This window comes from Blautia sp. OF09-25XD (genome assembly GCF_003482095.1).
Taxonomy (GTDB): domain Bacteria; phylum Bacillota; class Clostridia; order Lachnospirales; family Lachnospiraceae; genus Fusicatenibacter; species Fusicatenibacter saccharivorans.
In genome coordinates this window covers 17554-42987 of record NZ_QUMG01000009.1, presented here as the reverse complement: position 1 = coordinate 42987, position 25434 = coordinate 17554, and the positions used below count along the sequence as shown (strand labels likewise).

Genomic DNA, 25434 nt, shown 5'->3' with positions numbered 1-25434 from the left:
CTTCCTCCTACTTACGCATGCTTTCGTAAAATGCTTCAATCTGTGCCTGTTCGCTGCTAAGGCCCTTGTCTTCCATCTGGGCACTCAGCATCATCATGCGCTTATAGTCATTCGGAATGATCTTCTTGAATTTCGGCAGATATTCGTCAAAGTGTGTGAGAATTTCTTTACCTTTTTCAGAGCCGGTGTGTGCGACGTGTTTTTCAATCATGTTTTTCAGCTCTGCAATATCGTATTTGCTTTCTACCAGTTCAATCGAAATCATTTCCTTGTTCAAATTGCGGTACAGGTTGCTCTTTTCATCCAGGACATAAGCGATACCGCCGCTCATGCCGGCTGCAAAGTTCTTTCCGGTTGCGCCGAGGACAACGACACGGCCGCCGGTCATATACTCGCATCCATGCTCACCGACACCCTCGACAACGGCGTAAGCACCGGAGTTTCTGACACAGAAACGCTCTCCTGCGATACCGTTGATGTACGCCTCACCGCTCGTTGCGCCGTAGAGGGCAACGTTTCCGACGATGATGTTTTCTTCCGGTTTATACTTTCTTGCTTTCGGCGGGTAGACAACCAGTTTTCCGCCGGAGAGGCCTTTTCCGAAGTAATCGTTCGAATCGCCCTCAAGTTCCAGGGTCAGTCCTTTTGGAATAAATGCTCCGAAGCTCTGTCCGCCGGCACCCTTGCACTGTACGGTGTACGTATCCGGCTCCAGAGAGGTGCCGAATTTTCTGGTGATCTCGGCACCAAGAATCGTTCCCACGGTACGATCGGTGTTGGTGATCTCGACTTTGACGGTCTTCTTCTCTTTCTTATCCATTGCCGGACCGAATTTCTTTAAGAGTACCTTCTCATCCAGGGTTGCGCCAAGTTTGAAGTCGTAAACATCTTTCGGATCGAACGTTACCTTCTCGCCTGCTTTTGCAAACGGATTGTTCAGGATCTGGCTTAAGTCTACGCGGTCTGCGTGCTCGTTCGTCACTTTATCATTTCTCTTTAAGAGTCGGAACGGCCGACCATCTCGTCAACGGTGCGGAAGCCAAGTTTTGCCATGTATTCCCGCATCTCTTCTGCGATGAAGTGCATGAAGTTGATGACGTACTCCGGTTTGCCGCGGAAACGTTTGCGCAGCTCCGGGTTCTGGGTTGCAATACCCATCGGGCAGGTATCGAGGTTGCAGACACGCATCATAACGCATCCCATCGTTACAAGCGGTGCGGTCGCAAAACCGAATTCCTCGGCGCCAAGGAGTGCTGCAATCACAACGTCACGGCCGCTCATCAGCTTACCATCAGTCTCGATCATGACACGGTTGCGGAGGCCGTTTTTGATCAGCGTCTGATGGGTCTCGGCAAGGCCTAACTCCCATGGAAGTCCTGCATTGTGGATGGAACTTCTCGGTGCTGCTCCCGTTCCTCCATCATATCCGGAAATCAGGATAACCTGTGCTCCGGCTTTTGCAACACCTGCTGCGACAGTACCAACACCTGCTTCGGATACCAGTTTAACGGAGATTCTTGCATTCACATTCGAGTTTTTCAGGTCATAAATCAGCTGTGCAAGGTCCTCGATGGAGTAGATGTCGTGGTGCGGCGGCGGGGAAATCAGGGATACACCCGGTGTGGAGTGACGTGTTTTTGCAATCCACGGGTAAACCTTTCCGGCCGGTAAGTGGCCGCCCTCGCCCGGTTTTGCACCCTGGGCCATCTTGATCTGGATCTCTTTTGCACTGACAAGGTATTTGCTGGTAACGCCGAATCTTCCCGATGCTACCTGTTTGATCGCGGAGCATCTCTCCGGGGATTCGAGACGGTCATCACTCTCACCGCCCTCACCAGTGTGGATTTTCCATGCAGACGGTTCATGGCAATTGCCAGTGTCTCATGTGCCTCCTGGGAAATAGAACCGTAGGACATCGCACCTGTTTTGAATCGTTTTACGATAGAATCTACGCTCTCAACTTCTTCGAGCGGAACGCCCTGCTCCGGATAATCGAAGTCCATCAGGCTCCGCAGATAGCCGCTCTCCTCGCTGTCGACCATTGCTGTGTACTCTTTGAACATCTTGTAGTCGCCGCGTCTTGTGGACTCCTGCAGTGTATGAATGGTGCGCGGATTGTAGCGGTGCTCCTCGCCCTGGCTTCTCGATTTATGACGGCCGATACTGTCCAGTGTCAGATCGGTAGACAGCTCCAGCGGATCGAATGCCTGGGAATGACGCTCATCGACATCTTTTGCAATGTCTTCCAAGGTAATACCGCCGACACGGCTGACCGTACCGGTGAAGTATTTGTCGATGACATCTGCTGAGATACCGATGGCCTCGAAGATCTGGGAACCCTGATACGACTGGATCGTGGAGATACCCATCTTCGCTGCGATTTTTACGATACCAGAGATGACTGCGTGGTTGTAATCTTCAACGGCTGCGTAGTAATCTTTCTTGATCATACCCTCTTCGATCAGCTCATGGATCGTGTCGAGTGCCAGATACGGGTTGATTGCGCAGGCACCGTAGCCGAGCAGTGTTGCGAAATGGTGCACCTCGCGCGGCTCGCCGGACTCCAGAATAATCGCAAGAGAAGTTCTCTTTTTCGTTTTTACCAGATGCTGATGAACCGCAGATACAGCCAGGAGGGATGGAATCGCCACATGGTTCTCATCGACACCGCGGTCAGAGAGAATCAGGATGTTGGCTCCTGCCCGGTGTGCACGGTCAACCTCGACGAAAAGGCGGTCCATCGCACGGTCAAGCGGTGCGCTCTTGTAGTAGGTGATCGGAACGGTCACTGCCTTGAAGCCTTCGACTTTCATGTTCTTGATCTTCAGCATATCGGTATTGGTCAGGATCGGATTGTTGATCTTTAATACCTGGCAGTTCTTCGGCTCCTCCTCAAGCAGGTTTCCGTCACGTCCGACGTAAACGCTTGTGGAAGTTACGATCTCCTCACGGATGCAGTCGATCGGCGGGTTCGTTACCTGTGCGAAGAGCTGTTTGAAATAGTTGAACAGCGGCTGATGCTCATGGGAGAGAACGGCAAGCGGGGTATCGATACCCATCGAAGCGGTTGCCTCGACACCGTTTAATGCCATCTTTCCGATGGAGGAACGGTACTCCTCGTAGGTGTAGCCGAACGCTTTCTGCAGGCGCATCCGCTCTTCTTTCGTGTACTCTTCGACCGGCAGATTCGGGATTTTGATATCCTTTAACTGTACCAGATAACTGTCGAGCCATTCGCCGTACGGCTGTTTCTTTGCGTAATATTCTTTGACTTCCTCATCGTTTAAGACTTTTCCCTGTACGGTGTTGACGAGAAGCATCTTGCCCGGATGGAGACGCTCTTTTAAGACGATTTTTTCTTCCGGAACTTCCAGAACACCGACCTCAGAGGAGAGGATCAGAAATCCATCGTTAGTGATGTAGTAACGGGAAGGACGAAGACCGTTGCGGTCAAGCACTGCTCCCATCACATCTCCGTCGGAGAACAGGATCGATGCCGGTCCGTCCCACGGCTCCATCATCGTTGCATAATACTGATAGAAATCACGTTTCTCCTGGGAAATCGTATCGTTGTTTGCCCATGGCTCCGGGATCGTGATCATGACAGCCAGCGGAAGATCCATACCGCTCATGGTCAGGAACTCGAGTGTATTGTCGAGCATCGCGGAGTCAGAACCCTGTGTGTTGACAACCGGCAGCACTTTATGAAGTTCATCCTGCAGCATCGGGGAAGACATCGTCTCCTCACGGGCCAGCATCTTGTCAGCATTTCCGCGGATGGTGTTGATCTCACCGTTGTGTACGATGAAACGGTTCGGATGTGCTCTTTCCCAGCTCGGGTTGGTGTTTGTACTGAACCGTGAATGCACCATGGCGATGGCAGATTCATAATCTGTATCCTGCAGATCACGGAAGAAAGTGCGGAGCTGTCCTACGAGGAACATACCTTTGTATACGATGGTACGGCTGGAAAGGGATGGCACATAGGTGTTGTCGTTGCTCTGTTCGAAAACACGGCGTACGACGTACAGACGACGGTCGAAAGCGATTCCCTTTTCCACATCCTCCGGTTTTTTGATGAATGCCTGCATGATGTAAGGCATACACTCTCTTGCCTTATGGCCGAGAACTTCCGGAACGGTCGGCACGGTTCTCCATCCAAGGAGTTCCAGTCCCTCTTTTTCCACGATGATCTCAAACATCTTTTTTGCCTGGTTCCGTTTCAGCTCATTTTGTGGGAAGAAGAATACGCCGACGCCGTATTCCCGTTCTCCGCCTAATGAAAAACCGAGGGTCAAACAGGCTTTGGAAAAGAATTTGTGCGATATCTGCAACAAGATTCCTACTCCGTCTCCTGTTTTACCCTCGGCGTCTTTGCCGGCTCTATGTTCAAGATTTTCTACGATTTTTAATGCGTTTTCTACGGTCGCATGGGATTTTTCACCTTTGATGTTCACGACTGCTCCGATACCGCAGTTGTCGTGTTCAAAGGAAGAACGGTACAGCCCTTCTTCTCCCATGACACGCTCTTTACTCTGTGTCATACGGCTTCCCTTCCTTTACCTTTTCTTATTTTCGGTTCTCTTTTGTTTTCCAGAAAAGAATGGAGGGAACATTTCATTCCCCGCCGTTCTTTTTGGATTGCCCTTACTATACTCTATTTTTTTCATCCTGTAAAGAGCAAATTTAATTTTTATATAATTTTTTACAATTTTTCTTTACTTTCTTAGGTTATTGCTGCATTTTACATAATTTTCTACACTTTCGATCCATTATTTCGCTGCATGGTACTCGGCTGCTGCTGCAATCAGGCCGCGGAACAGCGGATGCGGACGGTTCGGACGGGATTTGAACTCCGGATGTGCCTGCGTTGCGATGTAGAACGGATGATCTGAAAGTTCTACCATCTCAACGATTCTTCCGTCCGGAGAAACACCGGAGAGAACCATGCCGTTTTCGGTCAGTGCTTTCCGGAAATCGTTGTTTACTTCATAGCGGTGGCGGTGACGCTCGGAAATCTCTTTCTCACCGTACAGCTCCTGTGCCTTCGATCCGTCTGCCAGGACGCATGGATATGCGCCGAGACGTAACGTACCGCCGATATCCTCGATTCCATCCTGATCCGGCATCAGTGCGATCACCGGGTGCATGGTGTTCGGGTTCATCTCGATGCTGTGTGCGTCGTGGTAACCGAGAACGTTTCTTGCATATTCAACAATCGTCAGCTGCATGCCGAGGCAGAGGCCGAGGAACGGAATCTTGTTCTCTCTTGCATATCGAATCGCTGTGATCATGCCTTCGATACCGCGGTTTCCGAATCCGCCCGGTACCAGAACACCGTCCACATCGCTCAGATACTCTGCCACGTTCTCCTCGGTTACCAGCTCGGAATCCACCCATTTCAGGTGTACGTTTGCATGGCTTGCAATTCCGCCGTGTTTTAATGCCTCAACAACGCTCAGGTATGCATCATGCAGCTGGATATACTTTCCGACGAGCGCAATCGTCACCTCTTTGTTCGGATGGCGGAGTGCTTCTACCATATGGGTCCAGTCGGACAGATCCGGTTCCGGGCATGGAAGGTGAAGGCTCTCGCAGACAACCTGCGCCAGGTTCTCTTTCTCCATGGCAAGCGGAGCTTCATACAGATACTCCACGTCCAGGTTCTGCAGAACATGGCTTGACGGAACGTTGCAGAACAGAGCAATTTTATCTTTGATCTCAGTGGTCAGCGGATGCTCGGACCGACATACGATGACATCCGGCTGAATACCGATTCCCTGCAGCTCTTTTACGCTCGCCTGCGTCGGTTTTGTTTTCATTTCACCGGAAGCTTTCAGATATGGAATCAGGGTAACGTGGATCAGAATGGCGTTCTCGTGTCCGACGTCATGCTGGAACTGGCGGATTGCCTCCAAAAACGGCTGGCTCTCGATATCGCCGACGGTTCCGCCGACCTCAATGATGGCAATACGCTCCTCGTCTACTTCTTTTCCGCGGTAGAAACGGCTCTTGATTTCGTTTGTAATGTGCGGAATGACCTGTACGGTGCCTCCGCCGAAATCACCGTGGCGTTCTTTCTGCAGAACAGACCAGTATACTTTTCCGGTCGTCACGTTGGAATTTTTATCCAGGCTCTCGTCGATGAAACGCTCGTAGTGGCCGAGATCGAGGTCTGTCTCTGTGCCGTCATCGGTAACGAAAACCTCGCCGTGCTGAATCGGGTTCATCGTACCCGGGTCAACGTTGATGTACGGGTCAAATTTCTGCATCGTCACTTTGTATCCTCGGGCTTTTAAAAGCCGTCCAAGGGACGCCGCCGTGATTCCCTTTCCAAGGCCAGAGACTACTCCGCCTGTCACAAAGACATATTTTACTGCCATATTGATTTCCTCCTGCTTTTCTCTTCTGATATTTTCTTTTCCGTCACAAGTTTCTCTAAAAGGAAATGTCGCCTGCCGGCGACATCTCTATGATGAAAGCCAGTTACTCCGCGCCTGCGTCGCTCCCGTAACTGCTGACAACATTCGTAATCCGGGCTATCGCCTACTTACTCATGTCGTCTTGCCCGGCCAATATCTATGAATTCGCTCATGCAAGCATGGCTCATCCATAGCTGCTGTCCGGGGCTTTCATTCAAAATCAAAAACGATTATAACACATCTCGAATTTCCTGCAACTTTTTTTTACTATTTTTTATTATTTTCGACATTTTCCACGAAATCCTAAATTTCTGCACCATATTTTATACATATCACGATTTTCTTGACATCATCCGCAAAAATGAGTATGATAATCAATGTTTTTAAAACATGCAGGTCTACAACTGAAAAAAGGAGAATACCTATGCAGCCATCGTCAAACAATTGTTATGATACCGGTCTCCGGGAGGAATGTGGTGTTTTCGGCATTTACGATCTGGATGGTGCCGACGTCAGTCCTTCGATCTACTATGGCCTTTCCGCCCTGCAGCACAGAGGACAGGAGTCCTGCGGAATTGCCGTCTCTGACACCAGCGGTCCAAAGGGCCATGTGAAATCCTACAAAGGCCTTGGCCTTGTCAACGAAGTTTTCAAAGAATCCAAATTAGAAGAGCTGTCCGGCAATATCGGCATCGGCCATGTCCGGTACTCTACCACCGGTTCCACTACCGTAGAGAATGCACAGCCGCTCGTTCTGAATTATCTGAAAGGCTCCCTCGCCCTTGCGCACAACGGAAATCTGGTCAACGCTATGGAACTGCGCGAGCAGATGGAAAACACCGGCGCAATTTTTCACACTTCGATTGACTCTGAAATCATCGCCTACGGTATTGCGCGGGAACGCGTTCATTCCAAAACGGTAGAAGAAGCGATTCTACGCACGGTAAAAGAAATCCGCGGCGCCTATGCCCTTGTCATCATGAGCCCGAGAAAACTCATCGGCGTGCGCGACCCATATGGCTTAAAACCGCTCTGCATCGGAAAGCGGGACAACGCCTGGGTTCTCGCCTCGGAAAGCTGCGCCCTCACTTCGATCGGCGCCGAATTCGTCCGCGATGTCGCTCCGGGAGAAATTGTAACGTTTGACAAAACCGGAAATCTGAAATCCGAATTTATGCCGGTTGACGTAAAAAAAGCGCATTGTATTTTTGAATATATTTATTTTGCCCGCCTCGACAGCAAAATAGACAATATCAGTGTCTACGAAGCCAGAATCCGCGGCGGTGCAACTCTCGCAAAGACCTACCCGGTTGATGCAGACCTCGTCTGTGGTGTCCCGGACTCCGGACTTGCCTCCGCAAAGGGCTATTCCGAAGAATCCGGCATCCCGTTCGGTCTTGCGTTCCACAAAAACAGCTATGTCGGCCGTACCTTCATCAAGCCGACCCAGAAGGAACGGGAATCCAGCGTCAAAATCAAGCTGAGCGTTCTCGAATCTGTTGTAAAAGGAAAACGGATCGTGCTCGTCGACGACTCCATTGTCCGTGGAACAACGATTTCCAACCTGATCACGATGCTTCGCAAAGCCGGCGCGACCGAAGTCCATGTCCGTATCAGCTCTCCGCCGTTCCTGTATCCGTGCTATTTCGGCACCGATGTTCCTTCGAACAAACAGCTGATCGCAAGCTCTCACTCCACGGAGGAGATCCGTCAGCAGATCGGAGCCGACTCTCTTGGCTACATGCCGATCGATGAACTCCAGAACATGGTCGGCGATCTGCCGATCTGCCGTGCATGCTTCGACAGCCATTACCCAATGGAAGTACCGAAACAGGATATCAGCGCTCTTCTCGAAAGCTGATTCTATTTCGTCCCCTTTACCGCGCAGACACTGCGTCAGGTAAGGGGGGCTTTTTTGTTTCATGCATACTTTGACGTAATGTTTGCATACAATAGCATCAAAAACAAAGGATCTCTTTATGGATCTTACAGACATCATTTATTCCAACGATTACATCAACATTCTGATCCAGAATTACGTGGCACAGTCCGAGCGGTACCAGATGCTGTTTCCGGAGTCAAGTGCTCTTCTTACGCTGAACCCACAGTATTCCGTTCTCTTTCTCGAGCGGAGTCTGCTGCCGGAAAATCTCTTCGGCGCAGTTCCCTTTACCGGCTTCCAAAACTTTTTACGCCGCTCTCCACGCTCTCACTGGAAGTCTCCGGGATTGTCCAGACGCAGAATCTCTACGGTGGCGGATATACAGGCAAAAATGTAATCTTCGGTTTTCTGGACACCGGCATTGATTACCGCCACCCCGCATTTCTGCATGCCAACGGACAGAGCCGGATTCTCGCCGTCTGGGATCAGACGGACCGGACGGGAACGCCGCCGGCGCAGTTTCCTTACGGCAGTCTCTATACCAAGTCCAATCTCGACGCGGCACTTGAAAGCGGCAATCCACTCTCCCTTGTTCCCGTCACCGATCCCGACGGGCACGGCACGTATGTCGCAGGCGTGGCCGGCGGTACTCCGGATGCCTCCGCCGGATTTCTCGGCGCCGCACCGGAGGCAGATTTTGCCGTTGTTAAATTAAAACCCGCCAAACAGAATCTGAAAGATTTTTATCTTGTGTCCTCCAATGCTCCCGTCTTCGAGGAAGATGACCTGCTCTCCGCCATGCACTTTCTGAATGAAACCGCAGCTGCGGAAGGAAAACCGCTCGTCCTCTGTCTGGCACTCGGGACGAATCAGGGCAGCCACTCCGGCACGCTCCCCGTTTCTCTGACCTTGGCGCGCTACGGCAACACGCCTGGTGTGATCCCCGTCTGCGCGACCGGCAACGAAGGAAATGCAGCACACCATTATTATGGCTCTGTATCCGAAACTTACACCCCGAAAAATGTAGAGTTTCTCGTTTCTGAAGGAAACCGCGGTTTCACCCTGGAACTCTGGGGACAGGCTCCACAGCTTTTTTCTGTCGGTTTCCGCTCTCCCGGCGGCGAGACGATTCCGCGGATTCCCGTCTCTTTGAATCAGGAACAGCGGATCACCTTCGTTCTGGAGCGCACCGTGATCTACGTCAACTACGAAGTGGTCCAGGCCACGACCGGCAGCCAGCTCATTCTGATCCGCATGCTGGATCCGACCCCCGGTATCTGGACGCTTCAGGTTTACCGCGCTTTTCCATCGCCGCCGGATTTCCACATCTGGCTCCCGATCACCGGATTTTCCACCTCCGATGTGACATTTCTGGAACCGGATCCGTACACGACACTGACGACACCTTCTGCCACGGTTCCTGTTCTTTCTCCCTCCACGTATCAGGCAGCAAACAACAGTTTTTCCCCGGAATCCGGCCGCGGCTTTACCCGGCTTGGTGAAATCAAGCCCGACTTTGCCGCTCCCGGCGTCTCCGTTACCGGACCGGGACCGGCCGGCTCCTATGTAGCTTCAGCGGTTCGAGTGCGTCCGCCGCCATTACATCCGGCGCCGCTGCTCTTTTTCTGCAATGGGGCATCCAGCGCACTCCCGCCCGCTATTTCACGGCACAGGAGGTAAAAAACTACCTGATCCGCGGTGCAGACCGAACTGATACTATTACGTATCCGAGCAGAGAATGGGGATATGGCCGATTACAGTTATATCAAAGCTTCACAAGCCTTATGACAAACTGATTTTCCCGCTCACAGGTTTGCTTCTATGGTATATCCGTTTGTTGATGCAAACTTTTAATGTGCAAGTGCCTTGTTTTTGATTGTTTTCCGTTGTATCATTACGTATTATCATTATATTTATAAAACTAAAAGGGGGATTCCTGACTATGAATTACGAACGCTTGAACGATCTTCGCCTTCTTGGACTTACGATTGCCTACTACCGAAGAGCAAAAGGAATGACGCAGGCCGAACTTGCCGAGGCGGTACATATCAGTCGTACCCATATGAGCAACATCGAAGCGCCAAATACAAAAACCTCTATTTCGTTGAATCTTCTGTTCGATATCGCTGAGGCACTTGACATTCCGGTGAAAGAGCTTTTTGATTTTCAGGGACGCAGTCTGTAGGGTCTTTGAATTTTTCTCTTTAAGAGTAACCCCGCCCGGCAGTTTTTCATATCATGAATTGTAAGCAAAATGATTCCTTTGGAGGAACAAACATGAGTGATTTAGCTGCTACAAACTGTGGATGCGGATGTGACAACGGCTGTGGCTGCGATAATGGATGCGGTGTTTCCAACAACAACCTGTTCGGAAACAATGGCTGCAGTATTATCTGGATTCTGCTTCTCCTCTCCTGCTGCGGCGGATGTGGATGTGGAAACAACAACAATGGCTGCAATTCCGACTGCTGGCTCGTTCTGATTCTTCTGTTCTGCTGCGGCGGATGGAACAACAACGGCTGTGGATGCGGCAACAGCAATAACTGTGGATGCGGCTGCTGACCTTTTTTCAGTCTTCCCAGATGTTCGGGCAGAAAAAGCCCCGGGTGCGGATCAACCGCCCCGGGGCTTTTTTTCACCAGAATTCTCTTTCAGCGAAACCGTTTCGGTTTCCGTGCTTCTCTTTCCCGCTTTTCCATCTCTTCTCTTTTTTCTTTTTTTCTCATACATTCCAGATCTATTTCATAAAAGGCATTCCCTTCGAGTACCTGTTTTCTTTTTGCTGTTTCTTTTCCATCCATTTTCCGGCGGTCTCCTTTTTCTTTCTTCCTCTTATCATATGTTTTTTCCCGCCTTCTGTCATTTTTTCCGGCCTGGAACATAAGATAAAGAGAAATAAAAAGACAAATGCAGGAATGCTGCCAGGAAGGATCTTAATTTGAATCAGGAACAGGAACAAAATGTGGAACAGATGACACCGCTGGACCAGATGATCGCACAGGATCAGCTTCAGATGCTGAAGGCTGCCATTCCCTACGCCTCCTTCGGCCTGCAGCCCTCCCTTGCGATTTTGAGCAAATGGCTCGAGCTCCAGCGGACCATTCAGCTTTTTTCCCGTCCGGCCGACCTTTCCATGATGTCTGTTGATGCCCCGCACGTCTCTCCGCTTGAGATGCTGCAGGATATTTCCCGTTTTGCCGCCGGTCCGCAGCGGGATCTTCTCTCCCAGATGTTTCAGACCATGCAGATGGTCCAGATGCTTCAGAATATAAATCCCGGAAATGAGGAGGATCTGCTATGAGTTCAGATGATAAGCAAAACGACTGGTCGCAGGACCCCTCTCTTTCCGGAATTGACTTCGCCCGGCTTCAGGCACTGCAGCAGATGGCCTCTCAGAGCCGCGGAAAATCCCAGGCGGAAATGATGCCGTTTCTTCTCTCCCTGATGCAGGGAAATCAGGGCGGCGCACAGTTTTCCGCCTCCGAGGCGGACCTGATCATCTCTGCCATCAAAGCCGGAAAATCCAAACAGGAAGCGGCAAAAATTGACCAGATGGTACGCCTCTTCCGCTCCGCTGCTTCCGGGAAAAAACGCTGAAAAACTACAAACCAAAAAACGCTGCCGGTCTGGAATCCCAAACCGGTCAGCGTTTTTATTCTGTGCTTTTTCCTGCCTAGTTCTGCATGGAAAGCACGTTTTTATTTTTTACCAGGTAATCAATCAGAGAAACAACGGTCAGAATCAATGCAACCCAGATCAGCACGGTATTCAGCACGGAAAGTGCCGGAATGTCGGCGATCAGAAGAATGATCATAATCATCTGGCTGATTGTTTTCGATTTTCCCCACCAGCTTGCTGCGATGACAATTCCATTGTCCGAAGCAACCAGGCGGAAACCGCTGATGATAAATTCTCTTGCGATGATAATAATAACCATCCACGCCGGAAGCTTGTCCAGCTCTACAAAGCAGATCAGTGCAGAGCATACCAGCAGCTTATCTGCCAGCGGATCCATAAACTTTCCGAAATCGGTAATCAGATTGTCACGTCTTGCAATGTAGCCGTCCAGAGTATCCGTGATGCTGGCAGCGGCAAAGATTACCAGTGCAATCCATTTGGACGCGCTTCCGCCCACGCCAGACAGCAGGAAGAACACGAAAAACGGAATCATAATTACCCGCAGAATCGTTAATTTGTTTGGTAAATTCATTGGCTTATCTCTCCTATCAGATCATATTCCAGAGCACCGGTAATTTTCACTCTTACGAAGTCGCCGGATACGAGTGTTTCCGGTGTATTGACAAATACATAGCCGTCTACACCCGGTGCGTCCGCCTGGCTTCTGCCCACATAGGCATCCTCATCCGCCACTTTGCCCTCGATCATAACAAGAAGCTCCTGGCCGATCCTGCGCTCGCCGAGTTCTGCAGAGATATCCTGCTGCAGCTCCATCAGTTCTGCCTGACGGTCCAGTTTTACCTCCTCGTCGATCTGATGCTCCATCGCAGCAGCCGGTGTTCCCTCCTCCGGAGAGTAGGTGAATACGCCGAGACGGTCGAACTCCATGTCGTTGATAAACTCGAGGAGTTCTTTGTGCTGCTCTTTTGTCTCTCCCGGGAATCCTGTGATCAGCGTGGTGCGCAGTGTGATATCCGGCATCTCGCTTCTCAGGAAATCAATTTTGTCGATCAGCTCCTGTTTGGATGTTCTGCGACCCATGCGGCGCAGGATCTCATCGTTGGCATGCTGAATCGGCAGATCCAGGTAGTGACAGACTTTCGGCTCTTCCTTCATCGTCTGAACGAGTTCCGGATAGATGTCCTCCGGATAGCAGTACAGAATCCGAATCCAGTAGAGCTCCTGAATTTTGCAGAGCTCTTTTAACAGAAGGTGGAGAGACGGCTTTCCGTACAGATCGATACCATAAATGGTTGTCTCCTGCGCAACGAGAACGAGCTCTTTGACACCCTGTTCTGCCATCGTCTTCGCTTCTGCTATCAGTTCCTCCATCGGAACGGAGCGGTACGGTCCGCGCAGCTTCGGAATGATGCAGTAGGTACAGTGCTTGTCACAGCCCTCTGCAATTTTCAGATATTCGTAATGGCCGCCTGTCGTTACAACGCGCTGTGCGTCAATTTTCGGCAGTCCTTTCAGATCGGCATACTCCTGGAAGCGGTCGCCGCCGAGGACATCCTGAATGGCATCCAGGATTTTGTCATAGCTGTTCGTTCCAAGTACGGCGTCAACCTCCGGAATCTCCTCAATGATTTCATCGCGGTAGCGCTCTGCCATACAGCCCGTTACCAGAAGAACCTTACAGCTTCCCGCTGTACGGTACTTCGCCATTTCAAGAATATTTTGAATGCTTTCTTCTTTGGCGTCGTGGATAAAGCAGCATGTGTTTATCACGATAACCTCTGCATCTTCCTCGGAATCGGTGATCTCGAAGCCATGCTCTACCAGAAGACCCAGCATATGCTCGGAATCTACCAGGTTTTTATCGCATCCAAGGGAAATAAACAGAATTTTCATATTATTCAATTACTGGCTCCTCTTTTGTTTCCTCTTCCGCTTCAACTTCAGATTCCGGAAGGATTGTAACCTCTCCTTTGTACATCTCCTCTACGGCGATGGAAAGCGGTTTCATGCCTTTTTTCACTTTTACAAGCGGTTCAGCTCCGCCGATGATCTGTCTTGCACGTTTGCTTGTTGCAAGTACCAGAGAGTAACGGCTGCTGACAACCGGTGCCTCGTCCAGATCCTGGCCCTCGTTAATAGTTGCAATCAGTTCCTGATAAGATGGATGAATCATAATAAATGCTCCTTTCTATTTTTCCAGACTTTTTTTCATCTGTTCGATAAAGTCTTTCTGGTTGCTGCTCATGAAATGCTGGCTCTGAATGGTCTCATGCATCTGTTTTACGCAGGTTTCGAGGTCGTCGTTGATCAGGACATAATCGTACTGGTCCATGCCCTGTGCTTCCTCTTTTGCACGCTCCATTCTGCCTTTGATGACTTCTTCTGTTTCCGTTCCGCGTCCCCGGAGGCGTCGTTCCAGCTCCTCGGCGGTCGGCGGTGTGATGAACACAAGAAGGGTGTCCGGACGTTTTTCCTTGACCTGAAGTGCTCCCTGGATTTCAATCTCAAGCAGAACATCTTTTCCGGCATCCAGCTGCTCCTCTACGTATGCCTTCGGCGTTCCGTAGGAATGTTTTACGTAACGCGCATACTCGAGGAAGGCATCCTCTTCTACCATGCGGTCAAACTCTTCTTCTGTACGGAAAAAGTACGATACGCCGTCTTCCTCGCCCGGACGCGGGTCTCTTGTGGTGACGGAGATGGACAGCGCATAGTTGTCGTACTCCTCCATCAGGCGTTTCATCAGTGTTCCTTTTCCTGCTCCGGAAAAACCGGATACTACAGTAAGTATTCCTCTACTCATTTTCAGATTCCCCTCGCTCTTTTTCTGTTTCCCAGCCGCCGTTGAATCTGCGGCTGATCGTTTCCGGCTGCAAAGCCGAAAGGATGATAAATTCTTCTCCGGTGATGAGCACTGCTTTCGTGCGTCTTCCCTGCGTCGCATCGATGATGCGGTTGCTTTCCTTTGCACGCTGCACCATACGCTTGACGGGTGCCGCCTCGGGACTCACCACTGCTATTATTTTATCCGAATTTACGACATTGCCGAATCCGATGTTGATCAGTTTTGCCACAATCCGTCCTTTCCTGTACCTTCTGAAGTCTTTTTCAGAAAATACATCTACCCATACAGATTTATTATAATTCATTCAGAAAGCCTAGTCAAATCTTTTTTTCTGTATTATAATGAAAATACCAGAATTTCAAACAAAGGAGATATTTTCTATGGCTTTTGATGGAATTACCATTGCAAATATTGCACAGGAACTGAATCAGACCATCGTCGGCGGAAAGATCAACAAGATCGCACAGCCGGAAAACGACGAGCTGATGATTACAATAAAAAACAACCGTACCGTTTACCGTCTTCTCCTCTCGGCAAGTGCTTCGCTTCCGCTGATCTACCTGACGGACAACAATAAGCCCGGCCCGATGACCGCACCGAATTTCTGTATGCTGCTCCGCAAACACATCGGCAGCGCCCGCATTCTCTCCGTTACCCAGCCGGGACTCGAGCGTATTCTTATTTTTGAGCTCGAGCATTTGAACGAACTCGGCGATATCTGCCGCAAGAAGCTGATTGTGGAGATCATGGGAAAACACAGCAACCTGATCTTCTGTCAGGAGGACAATACGATCCTTGACAGTATCAAACATATTTCCGCCAACATGAGTTCTGTCCGTGAGGTTCTTCCGGGCCGCACCTGGTTCATTCCGCACACGCAGGATAAGAAAGATCCGCTCACGATCACAGAAGAAGAATTTTTCGATTCGTCTGCACGAAACCGATGGCTGCCGCAAAGGCAATCTACACTTCCCTTACCGGCTTCAGCCCGCTGATGGCGGAGGAAGTCTGCTGCCGCGCCGGCATCGACGGCGGATTTGCGGTCAATGCACTCGAAGAAAATGCGAAGCTTCATCTGTTCCGCACCTTCTCTTATCTGATTGAGGATATCAAAAACGGCGCATTTACGCCGAACATCGTATACCAGGCGATGAGCCGAAAGAATTTTCCGCACTGAAACTGACGCAGTATCAGGATTTGCGGGAGGAAACATACGATTCGATCTCCGGTGTACTGGAAACATACTATGCCATGAAAAACCGCATCACCCGCATCCGTCAGAAATCTTCCGATCTGCGCCGTGTCGTCAATACCGCACTCGAACGGAATGTCAAAAAATACGACCTGCAGCAGAAACAGTTAAAAGACACCGACAAGCGGGAAAAATACCGGATTTACGGTGAGCTTTTAAATACGTACGGCTACAGCTGCCAGCCGGGCGATACTTCGCTGAACGCCGTCAATTACTATAACGGCGAGGAAATCACGATTCCACTCGACGGAACGCTCTCTGCCGGCGAAAATGCAAAAAAATACTTCGACCGCTACGGAAAGCTGAAGCGGACCCGTGAGGCACTCGAGGAACTTCTTGTCGAGACGAAAGAGGAAATCGACCATCTCGAATCCATCAGCACGGCGCTTGATATTGCGCTCGATGAGGCGGATCTGGTGCAGTTAAAAGAAGAGCTGATCGAGTACGGCTACATCCGCCGCAAGGGACCGACAGGGAAAAAGCAGAAAATCACCTCCCATCCGTTCCACTACCGCTCTTCCGAGGGCTTTGACATTTATGTCGGCAAGAACAACTTCCAGAACGAGGAACTTTCGTTTAAATTCGCCTCCGGCAACGACTGGTGGTTCCACGCGAAAGGCCAGCCGGGCAGCCATGTCATCGTAAAGACGAACGGTAAAGAGCTGCCGGATTCCGTCTACGAAGAGGCCGCTGCTCTCGCCGCCTATTACTCGAAAGGCAGACAGGCACCGAAGGTGGAAATCGACTACACCTTAAAGAAAAACCTGCGCAAACCAAACGGAAGCAAACCGGGCTTCGTTGTTTATTACACCAATTACTCCATGATGGCGGAGCCGAACATCCGCAATCTTCAGGAAGTACAGGACTAAATTCAGAATACAAAAGACTTTTCGCACATTCCTATCTGTTCCTCTTTGCGAAAAGTCTTTTTTTCGTAAAATTTAATACTTCCTTCATTTCTTTTTCGATGCTCTATGGTATACTTCTTAGTATGGAAAAAGATTCCAGACGTGATCTTTTTCAAACAAACCACAGTGAGGCTGTCTCTTCTTTATCAGGACGGCCGGAGAGGAATATAACTGTTATGAACAAAACAATTCCCGAAATCATTCACCGCCGTGTTCCAACGACGCGTTATGAGGCAGACCCTTCCGAAGGCCTTTCCGCCGAGCAGGTTGCCGAGTACCGCGAGAACGGCTGGACCAACCGTGCGGTGGAACCTCCGTCCAAGACAACGGCCGAGATCGTAAAGAGCAATGTCTGTACGTATTTCAACCTGATTTTTCTGATTATTGCCATCTTTCTGATCCTTGCCGGTTCGTTCCGGGATCTTACGTTTCTGCCGGTCATCATCGCGAACACGCTGATCGGTATTGTACAGGAGATCAAGGCGAAAAAGACGCTGGAAAAGCTGTCTGTTTTAAACGCGCCGAAGGCTACTGCGATCCGTGACGGGGCTGAGGTAACACTCGCCGCGGAAGATCTCGTACTCGATGATATTGTTGTATTTACCGCAGGAAAACAGATCTGCGCTGATGCCGTCGTGCTTGAAGGTGAGGTACAGGTCAACGAATCGCTGCTTACCGGTGAATCCGATGAGATTACCAAGCGCCCGGGCGACGAGCTGATGTCCGGAAGTTTTATCGTCTCCGGAAGCTGCAAGAGCCGTCTGACCCAGGTCGGTGAAGATTCCTACATTTCCCGTCTGACCCTCGAGGCAAAGGCCATGAAAGAGGGCGAACAGTCCGAGATGATCCGCTCCCTCAACAAGCTGGTAAAGGTTGTCGGCATTCTGATCATTCCGATCGGTCTTCTGCTCTTCGGCCAGCAGTTTTTCGTCTCCCACGAAACGTTCCGTGAGAGCATTACCTCGATGGTGGCCGCCGTGCTCGGCATGATCCCAGAAGGTCTTTACCTGCTTGCAAGCGTTGCCCTTGCCGTCAGCGTTATGCGGCTGGCTTCGCAGAAGGTTCTCGTGCATGATATGAAATGTATCGAGACGCTGGCTCGCGTCAACGTGCTCTGTGTCGATAAGACGGGAACCATCACCGAGACAAATATGAAAGTACATGATCTGATTCTGGTCGGCTCCAGTTCAGTCCCTGATACAGAATCCGGCAAAAATGCTCCCGCACTGCAGAAAGAAGAGCTTTCCCTTGCGGTCGGTGATTTCGCATCTGCCATGTCAAACGACAACATTACTATGGCGGCACTGAAAGAATATTTTAAAGACAGCAACGGCAAAACTGCCGTTTCGATGACTTCGTTCTCCTCGGAATTCAAGTATTCCAGTGTGACATTTTCGGATGTCTCCTACGTGCTCGGTGCCCCGGAGTTCGTTCTCCGCGATGATTTTGCACGCTATCAGAGTGAAATTGAAGCGTATACCTCAAAGGGATTCCGTCTCCTCGTCTTCGGCACATCCGAAACTGTACCGAATGGAAAAGCACTCTCCGGCCGTGTCACGCCGCTTGGCTACGTGCTTCTCTCCAATCCGATCCGAAAAGAAGCACCGGAAACGTTCCGCTACTTCGAAGATCAGGGTGTCCATGTCAAGGTCATCTCCGGTGATACTCCGGTAACGGTATCTGAGGTTGCCCGCCAGGCAGGGATTGCACACGCAGAGGATTATATTGATGCTTCCACTCTAAAGACACCGGAAGAGCTCGAAGAAGCAATCCTGAAATACACCGTGTTCGGCCGTGTCACACCAGACCAAAAACGCCAGTTTGTCCAGGCTTTAAAGAAAAACGGCAAGACCGTTGCGATGACCGGCGATGGTGTCAACGATGTGCTCGCATTAAAGGATGCCGACTGCTCCGTTGCGATGGCATCCGGAAGTGACGCTGCCGCACAGGCTGCACAGCTCGTTCTGCTGGACAACGACTTTTCGAAGATGCCTTCTGTCGTACTGGAAGGCCGCCGCGTTGTCAACAACCTGCAGCGCTCGGGAACGCTGTTCCTGGTAAAGAACATTTTCTCGTTCCTGCTGTCCATCTTCTCACTGATCTCGATGGTGACGTATCCGCTGGAGCCGTCCCAGATCTCGCTGATCAGTATGTTTACGATCGGTATTCCAGGCTTCCTGCTCTCGCTGATGCCGAACAAAAACCGGATCGCGGGCCACTTTATCACGAACATTCTGACACGGGCCCTGCCTGCGGCGCTGACCGACTTTTTGATGGTCGCAACACTCGTCGTCTTCGGCCAGGAATTTGCGGTCGGCTCGGAAGATATTTCGACCGCTTCCACCGTACTGCTCGCCATTGTCGGTTTTATGATTCTCTACCGGATCAGCAAGCCGCTCAACTGGATGCGCTGGACGATCCTGATCGGCTCGATTATTGCCTTCATTTTCTGCAGTACCTATCTGAACCAACTGTTCGCCATTTCTGATATGTCCAGAAAATGTATCATGCTGCTGGTCGTATTCTCTGTCGCAACAGAGCCGGTTCTGCGATATTTGAGCATCCTCGTGGATTCCATTTCCTCTTTTTACCGGAAGCAGAAAATTTTCTTCCTGCGAAAACGGGAAGCGAGAAAAGCGAAATAAAACGTAAAACCAACCATCAAAAATGCCGTACAGCGTTGGAAATTTTTCCTCCGCCTGTACGGCATTTTTTGATTTACAAATCACAGTTTCTTACTTTCTCATCTCCGGATCTTCCGCGTAATGCGTCCGCTCGCCGCCGATGTATTTCGGTCTTGTCCGCGCGCAGACAACGTGCGCATCTCCGATCGTTTTCTGCGATACCCGGACCGGAACGGCTACTGCCTTCAGCTGCATGCCGATCAGCACATCACCGATATCAATACCTGCATGCGCCTGCACACGCTCTACGGTGACAGCGTCCTCCAATCCATAGTATGCCGCCATCGCAAACGATCCGCCGCCATGCAGCCACGGTACCGCGCAGACCGGCTCGTAACCGTATTTTTCTGCCGCCGCACGCTCCAGAACAACCGCGCGGTTCAGATGCTCACAGCACTGCGCCGCCAGATACAGCCCATGCTCCTTCGTACACGCATACAGCGCCTCAAACACCGCCTGCCCGATCTCCTGGCTGGAATCCGTTCCAAGCTTACTGTTGTGAATTTCACTCGAAGAACATCCCACTACCAGAGTCTGTCCCGGTTTCATCTGCGCCGTCGTAATCAGCTCCTCTGCGACGGCACGCGCTTCCTGTCTGATTGTTTTAAGATCCATTTTGTATCCCTCCTTGCTAAACAGCAATATTTATGCAAAAGGAGACTGACTCTTTTTCCAAGAATCAGCCTCCTTTCTTCAGCTTACATAATTATTATTTCTGAACGATATTCACAATTCTTCCCGGTACGTAAATTTCTTTTACGATGTTTCCGGTCAGTTTGTCTGCAACTGCCTCTTTTGCAGCGGCGATTGCGGTCTCTTTATCTGCATCTTTGGCGATTTTGATCGTTCCGCGCATTTTACCGTTGATCTGAACAGCGATCTCGGCTACTGCCTCTACCGTCTTCTCCTCGTCAAACTCCGGCCATGCGGTCTGATACAGACGGCCTTCGTATCCAAGGTCTGCCCACAGTTCCTCGGTCATATGCGGTGCAACCGGATTCAGCAGGATCAGAAGGGTTTCGAACTCTTTTCTCGTTACTTTTCCGGCTTTGTAGAACTCGTTGACCAGGGTCATCATGGCTGCGATCGCTGTGTTGTATTTCAGGGACTCATAGTCGCTGGATACTTTCTTGATGGTCTGGTGCATTTTGGACTCCAGCTCTTTGGAGTAGGATCTCCGTCTACCAGGCTGTCCTGCAGTTTCCATACACGCTCGAGGAAACGACGGCATCCTTTTACGCCTTCCTGAGACCAGGATGCACTTAAGTCGAAGGCACCGATGAACATCTCGTACGTACGCAGGGTATCTGCACCGAACTCAGCTACGATATCATCCGGGTTGACAACGTTTCCACGGGATTTACTCATCTTCTCGCCGTTCTCGCCGAGGATCATTCCGTGGGAAGTACGTTTCTGATACGGTTCCGGGCAGGTAACTACGCCTGATCGTACAGGAATTTATGCCAGAAACGGGAATACAGAAGGTGAAGGGTGGTGTGCTCCATTCCTCCGTTGTACCAGTCAACCGGCAGCCAGTATTTCATAGCTTCTTTGCTTGCCAGAGCCTCTTTGTTCTTCGGATCGGTATAGCGGATGTAATACCAGGAAGAACCAGCCCACTGCGGCATGGTATCGGTCTCACGTTTTGCAGGTCCTCCGCAGCACGGGCAGGTGGTGTTGACCCAGTCTGTCATGGCAGCCAGCGGAGACTCGCCGTTATCGGTCGGCATGTAGCTCTCTACATCCGGCAGCTCCAGCGGAAGGGATTCTTCCGGAACCGGAACGTAACCGCATTTGTCGCAGTGTACGATCGGAATCGGCTCACCCCAGTAACGCTGACGGGAGAATACCCAGTCACGCAGCTTATAGTTTGTTTTTGCTTTTCCAACGTGGTTCTCTTCGAGCCACTCAAGAATTTTCTTTTTTGCTTCCGCAACGGAAAGTCCGTTCAGGAACCGGAGTTGACAAGAGTTCCCTCTGCAACGTCGGTGTAAACTTCGTTCTGTACGTCGCCGCCTGCAACAACCTCGATGATCGGCATGTTGAATTTCTTTGCGAACTCCCAGTCACGCTCATCGTGTGCCGGTACTGCCATGATGGCGCCGGTGCCGTAGCTCATCAGTACATAATCGGAAATCCAGATCGGGATCTCTTTTCCATTAACCGGGTTGACTGCGGAAAGTCCGTCGATCATGACACCGGTCTTGTCTTTTGCAAGCTCGGAACGCTCGAAATCGGATTTTCTGGCTGCCATCTCACGGTATGCGCAGACCTCATCCCAGTTCTTGATCTCATCTTTGTACTGGTCGATGTACGGATGCTCCGGGGAGAGTACCATGTACGTAACACCGAACAGGGTATCCGGGCGTGTGGTATAGATAGTCAGCTTCTCCGGTTTATCTTTCAGGGAGAAATCAACCTCTGCTCCGTGGGAACGTCCGATCCAGTTTTTCTGGGAAGTTTTGACACGCTCAATATAGTCAACGCCGTCCAGACCGTCGATCAGCTTGTCTGCATACTCGGTGATCTTCAGCATCCACTCGCTCTTTACTTTGCGGACAACCGGGCTTCCGCAGCGCTCGCACACGCCGTTTACAACTTCCTCGTTTGCAAGACCTACCTTACAGGAAGTACACCAGTTGATCGGCATTTCTTTTTTATATGCCAGTCCGGCTTTGAAAAGTTTCAGGAAAATCCACTGGGTCCAGTGATAGTATTCCGGATCCGTCGTGTTGATCTCTCTGTCCCAGTCGAAGGAATATCCAAGAGACTGAAGCTGGTCTTTGAAGTGATGTACGTTGTTTTTGGTAACGATCTTCGGATGAATGTGGTTTTTGATCGCATAGTTCTCCGTTGGAAGACCAAATGCATCCCAGCCCATCGGATACAGAACGTTGTAACCCTGCATTCTGCGCTTTCTGGCTACGATGTCCAGTGCAGTGTACGGACGCGGATGGCCTACGTGAAGTCCCTGTCCTGACGGATACGGAAACTCAACGAGTGCGTAGTATTTCGGTTTTGTATAATCATCTGTGGCGGCAAAGGCTTTTTCATCCTGCCAGATCTTCTGCCACTTTTTTTCAATGTCCTGTGGCTCATATCTTTTACTCATAGGTAACCTCCTGCATGTTCAAGTTCAAAGTTCTTTTTTCTCACACCGCCGCATAGGACAGCATGCGCATTTGAACATATAGCTGTATTCTATCACTCTTTCCCTGTTTTTACAATTTATTTTTTCCTATATCCTCCGTTTTTCTTCAAAAACCGCAGAAAAATCCGGTTTCCGGGCGAATTCTGCTCCCGAAACCGGATTTTCTCTGTTTTATCACACTATTTTATAAAGCTTTATTCTTCTGCTTTTTCAACCTTCGAAGCTCTTGCCTCAATCTCTTTTGCCTGGATATCGGACGGAGCCTGCTCATATCTCGCAAACTCATAGGAGAAATCACCGCTTCCGCCTGTCATGGAGCGGAGTGTTGTGCCGTATCCGTAGATCTCAAGTTCCGGAACATCAGCCTCGATAATCGTATGGCCCTTGTGATCCGGGTTCATGCCGAGCACACGGCCACGGCGTTTGTTGAGATCGCCCATGATATCGCCGGTGTATTTATCGTCTACCGTGATCTTCATCGAAACGATCGGCTCAAGGAGAACCGGGGATGCTTCCATAAAGCCTTTCTTGAACGCCTGGATCGCTGCGGTCTTGAATGCCATCTCGGAGGAGTCTACCGGATGATAAGAACCATCATACAGAACGGCTTTGACGCCGACTACCGGATAAGCAGCCAGAGGGCCTTTCTGTACGGCTTCCTGGATACCTTTTTCAACAGCCGGGAAGTAGTTCTTCGGAACGGCGCCGCCGACAACTTCCTGCTCGAAAACGTATGGTTTCTCGAGATCTCCGGAAGCGGAGAAGCGCATTTTTACATGACCGTACTGGCCGTGGCCGCCGGACTGTTTTTTGTATTTTGCTTCTACATCCGAATTTTTGCGGATCGTCTCGCGGAAGGCTACCTTCGGACGGGACAGCTCTACTTCTACTTTGTAGCGCTCCAGCAGCTTGCTGACGATAATATCGATGTGCTGGTCGCCCATGCCGTACAGCAATGTCTGATGGTTTGCAGAATCATTGACTGCCTTCATAGTCAGGTCTTCCTGCATCATCTTGGCAAAGGCCTGGGAGATCTTATCTACATCGGCTTTGTTCTTCGGTTTATATCGTTTTGCGGTGTACGGAGTCGAAACATCCGGTTTTCCGTAGCGGACCTGATTGTTCTTTGTCGCAAGGGAATCGCCGGTTCTTGCATCGCCGAGTTTTGCGATGGCACCGATATCTCCTGCATGAAGCTCCGGTACTTCGATCGGCTTGGAGCCTTCGAGCACGTACAGCTTGCTCAGTTTTTCTTCGGATTCCTGATCTACATTATAGAGCACATCATCGCTTTTAATAACGCCGGAGCAAACCTTAATCATTGAATATTTTCCAAGGAACGGATCCACGATCGTCTTGAAAATGGTCGCGCTCTTCGGTTTCGCAAAGTCGTAATTTGCCTCGAAAATTTCGTTCGTATTGAGATTGATGCCGGCACACGGACGGGTGGACGGATCCGGGAAGTATCCGCAGATATCATCCAGAAGGTTCGATACGCCCTGCAGGTTCACCGGAGATCCCATGCATACCGGAACGATGGTGCCGTCTCCTACGTTCATGGCAAGCGCTGCGGAAATCTCTGCTACCGAGAACTCTTCTCCGCCAAAGTAGCGGTCCATAAACTCTTCACTTGTTTCTGCCACGGATTCCATCAGGGTTTCACGGTACTTCTCCAGATATTCTACGGAGTAATCCGGAATCGGGCATTCTTCTTTTTTATCTTTTTCGATATATCTGCGGCCTTTGTTCTTTACAATATTGATATATCCTACAAATTTACCGTTTTCACGCAGAGGCATATGAAGCGGTGCGATTCGTTTTCCGTACAGTTCGGTGAGCTGCTCAACGACTTCTCGGTAGCTGACATCGTCCTGATCCATTTCCGTTACAAAGATCATACGCGGAAGATTGTATTTCTCGCAGAGTTCCCATGCTTTCTGGGTTCCGACCTGCACGCCGGCCTTTCCGGATACCACGATTACAGCGGCATCTGCTGCGGAAGCGGCTTCCTGTGCTTCTCCTACGAAATCAAACATTCCAGGAGTATCCAGAACATTGATCTTATTTTTTCCCCATACGACCGGGACAAGCGTTGTGGAAATAGAGCATTTGCGCTTGATTTCTTCTTTGTCAAAATCGCTGACGGTATTTCCGTCTGTCACTTTTCCGAGACGGTTTGTCATACCGGAAAGATAAGCCATAGCTTCGGTCAGACTTGTCTTTCCGGAGCCGCTGTGCCCCAGCAGCACCACATTTCTGATTCGGTCAGTTCTAAAAACGTCCATATGTAATACCTCCCATGTAAGTAAATTTGCAGATTGCAAGGCCGCTCTTATTCGCCTTTCTGCTTTTTATCAAGATTCACGTCTTCCGTTCCTCTTATCATAGTCACTATTCTACTAAAGTTTTTGCTTTTTTGCAAGTATATTATTCATATTTCACAATATATTTCTGAATTTTTAAATTTTATATGTATTTTAGCTGGTTATTCTGTCTTTCTTCCGCTTTTCTGTCTGGCTTTTCTGTGGAATCTGCCGGATTTTGCAAAACAAGCAAAATTGCTGCCTTTCAAAAATGCTTTGTCGCTTTAAAGCAAGAAATCTTTGACATTTGATTTCAGATGCTTTACAATGTCTTTTATACGATTTACC

Annotated in this window: 17 protein-coding genes and 3 pseudogenes; 10 read left to right on the top strand and 10 right to left on the bottom strand. The window is 50.1% G+C overall.

The window, feature by feature from the left end; translation table 11 throughout:
- Positions 1-7: 7 nt before the first annotated feature.
- Together gltB and DXA93_RS09085 are read right to left on the bottom strand one after the other, a co-directional pair.
- Positions 8-4544 (bottom strand): annotated as a pseudogene (gltB, locus tag DXA93_RS09090) (glutamate synthase large subunit).
- Between the two features lie 228 nt (positions 4545-4772).
- Positions 4773-6383 (bottom strand): CTP synthase, encoded by a 1611-nt coding sequence (locus DXA93_RS09085; protein WP_022462358.1) that lies wholly within the window; start codon positions 6381-6383, stop codon positions 4773-4775.
- Positions 6384-6846: 463 nt separating this feature from the next.
- Between DXA93_RS09085 and purF the strand changes: the two genes are divergently transcribed.
- The 8 genes from purF to DXA93_RS09045 all read left to right on the top strand — a co-directional run bounded on the left by purF (position 6847) and on the right by DXA93_RS09045 (position 11901).
- On the top strand, positions 6847-8283 hold the full coding sequence (purF, locus tag DXA93_RS09080) for an amidophosphoribosyltransferase (RefSeq protein ID WP_118640095.1): 1437 nt from the start codon (positions 6847-6849) through the stop codon (positions 8281-8283).
- 54 nt (positions 8284-8337) lie between these two features.
- Positions 8338-9984: a S8 family peptidase gene (locus DXA93_RS09075; protein ID WP_119208106.1), complete on the top strand. Its 1647-nt coding sequence runs from the start codon at positions 8338-8340 to the stop codon at positions 9982-9984.
- Positions 9903-10100 carry a hypothetical protein gene (locus tag DXA93_RS20905; protein WP_119208164.1) on the top strand — a complete coding sequence of 66 codons (198 nt, stop codon included), beginning with the start codon at positions 9903-9905 and terminating at the stop codon, positions 10098-10100. Before DXA93_RS09075 ends, DXA93_RS20905 begins: the two co-directional genes overlap by 82 nt.
- A gap of 146 nt (positions 10101-10246) precedes the next feature.
- Positions 10247-10489 (top strand): helix-turn-helix transcriptional regulator, encoded by a 243-nt coding sequence (locus DXA93_RS09065; protein ID WP_022462361.1) that lies wholly within the window; start codon positions 10247-10249, stop codon positions 10487-10489.
- Between the two features lie 92 nt (positions 10490-10581).
- Positions 10582-10866, top strand: coding sequence for a hypothetical protein (locus DXA93_RS09060; RefSeq protein ID WP_055228247.1), 285 nt, complete (start codon positions 10582-10584; stop codon positions 10864-10866).
- Entirely contained in the window at positions 10826-11188 is a 363-nt protein-coding gene (locus DXA93_RS17835; protein WP_158576382.1) for a hypothetical protein, read from the top strand. The genes DXA93_RS09060 and DXA93_RS17835 overlap by 41 nt, the downstream gene beginning before the upstream one ends.
- Before the next feature lie 54 nt (positions 11189-11242).
- Positions 11243-11605 carry a hypothetical protein gene (locus tag DXA93_RS09050; RefSeq protein WP_055217741.1) on the top strand — a complete coding sequence of 121 codons (363 nt, stop codon included), beginning with the start codon at positions 11243-11245 and terminating at the stop codon, positions 11603-11605.
- Positions 11602-11901, top strand: coding sequence for a hypothetical protein (locus DXA93_RS09045; protein ID WP_022461427.1), 300 nt, complete (start codon positions 11602-11604; stop codon positions 11899-11901). The genes DXA93_RS09050 and DXA93_RS09045 overlap by 4 nt, the downstream gene beginning before the upstream one ends.
- Positions 11902-11977: 76 nt before the next feature.
- Here DXA93_RS09045 and pgsA read toward each other — a convergent pair whose 3' ends face one another.
- The 5 genes from pgsA to DXA93_RS09020 are packed head-to-tail and all read right to left on the bottom strand — an operon-like array spanning position 11978 to position 15017.
- Entirely contained in the window at positions 11978-12514 is a 537-nt protein-coding gene (gene pgsA / locus DXA93_RS09040; protein WP_055228244.1) for a CDP-diacylglycerol--glycerol-3-phosphate 3-phosphatidyltransferase, read from the bottom strand.
- The gene (gene rimO, locus DXA93_RS09035) at positions 12511-13836 is read right to left on the bottom strand and encodes a 30S ribosomal protein S12 methylthiotransferase RimO (protein WP_055217739.1); all 1326 of its coding nucleotides are present in this window, start codon (positions 13834-13836) and stop codon (positions 12511-12513) included. The genes pgsA and rimO overlap by 4 nt, the downstream gene beginning before the upstream one ends.
- Position 13837: 1 nt before the next feature.
- Positions 13838-14116 (bottom strand): DNA-directed RNA polymerase subunit omega, encoded by a 279-nt coding sequence (gene rpoZ / locus DXA93_RS09030; RefSeq protein WP_022461424.1) that lies wholly within the window; start codon positions 14114-14116, stop codon positions 13838-13840.
- 15 nt (positions 14117-14131) lie between these two features.
- On the bottom strand, positions 14132-14746 hold the full coding sequence (gene gmk, locus DXA93_RS09025; RefSeq protein WP_022461423.1) for a guanylate kinase: 615 nt from the start codon (positions 14744-14746) through the stop codon (positions 14132-14134).
- A complete protein-coding gene (locus tag DXA93_RS09020) occupies positions 14739-15017 on the bottom strand; it encodes a DUF370 domain-containing protein (RefSeq protein WP_055218332.1) in 279 nt (92 codons plus the stop codon). Before DXA93_RS09020 ends, gmk begins: the two co-directional genes overlap by 8 nt.
- A gap of 151 nt (positions 15018-15168) precedes the next feature.
- On the opposite strand from DXA93_RS09020, the pseudogene DXA93_RS20565 reads away from it, so the two are divergent.
- Together DXA93_RS20565 and DXA93_RS09010 are read left to right on the top strand one after the other, a co-directional pair.
- Positions 15169-16909: pseudogene (locus DXA93_RS20565) on the top strand (Rqc2 family fibronectin-binding protein).
- A gap of 215 nt (positions 16910-17124) precedes the next feature.
- On the top strand, positions 17125-19593 hold the full coding sequence (locus DXA93_RS09010; RefSeq protein ID WP_118594498.1) for a cation-translocating P-type ATPase: 2469 nt from the start codon (positions 17125-17127) through the stop codon (positions 19591-19593).
- Between the two features lie 90 nt (positions 19594-19683).
- Here the strand turns inward: DXA93_RS09010 and DXA93_RS09005 are convergent, their stop codons facing one another.
- The 3 genes and pseudogenes from DXA93_RS09005 to DXA93_RS08995 all read right to left on the bottom strand — a co-directional run bounded on the left by DXA93_RS09005 (position 19684) and on the right by DXA93_RS08995 (position 25068).
- On the bottom strand, positions 19684-20247 hold the full coding sequence (locus DXA93_RS09005; protein ID WP_117761562.1) for a TIGR01440 family protein: 564 nt from the start codon (positions 20245-20247) through the stop codon (positions 19684-19686).
- Positions 20248-20341: 94 nt separating this feature from the next.
- Positions 20342-22744 (bottom strand): annotated as a pseudogene (gene leuS, locus DXA93_RS20560) (leucine--tRNA ligase).
- Between the two features lie 233 nt (positions 22745-22977).
- Positions 22978-25068 (bottom strand): elongation factor G, encoded by a 2091-nt coding sequence (locus DXA93_RS08995; protein ID WP_022461417.1) that lies wholly within the window; start codon positions 25066-25068, stop codon positions 22978-22980.
- Positions 25069-25434 lie beyond the last annotated feature (366 nt).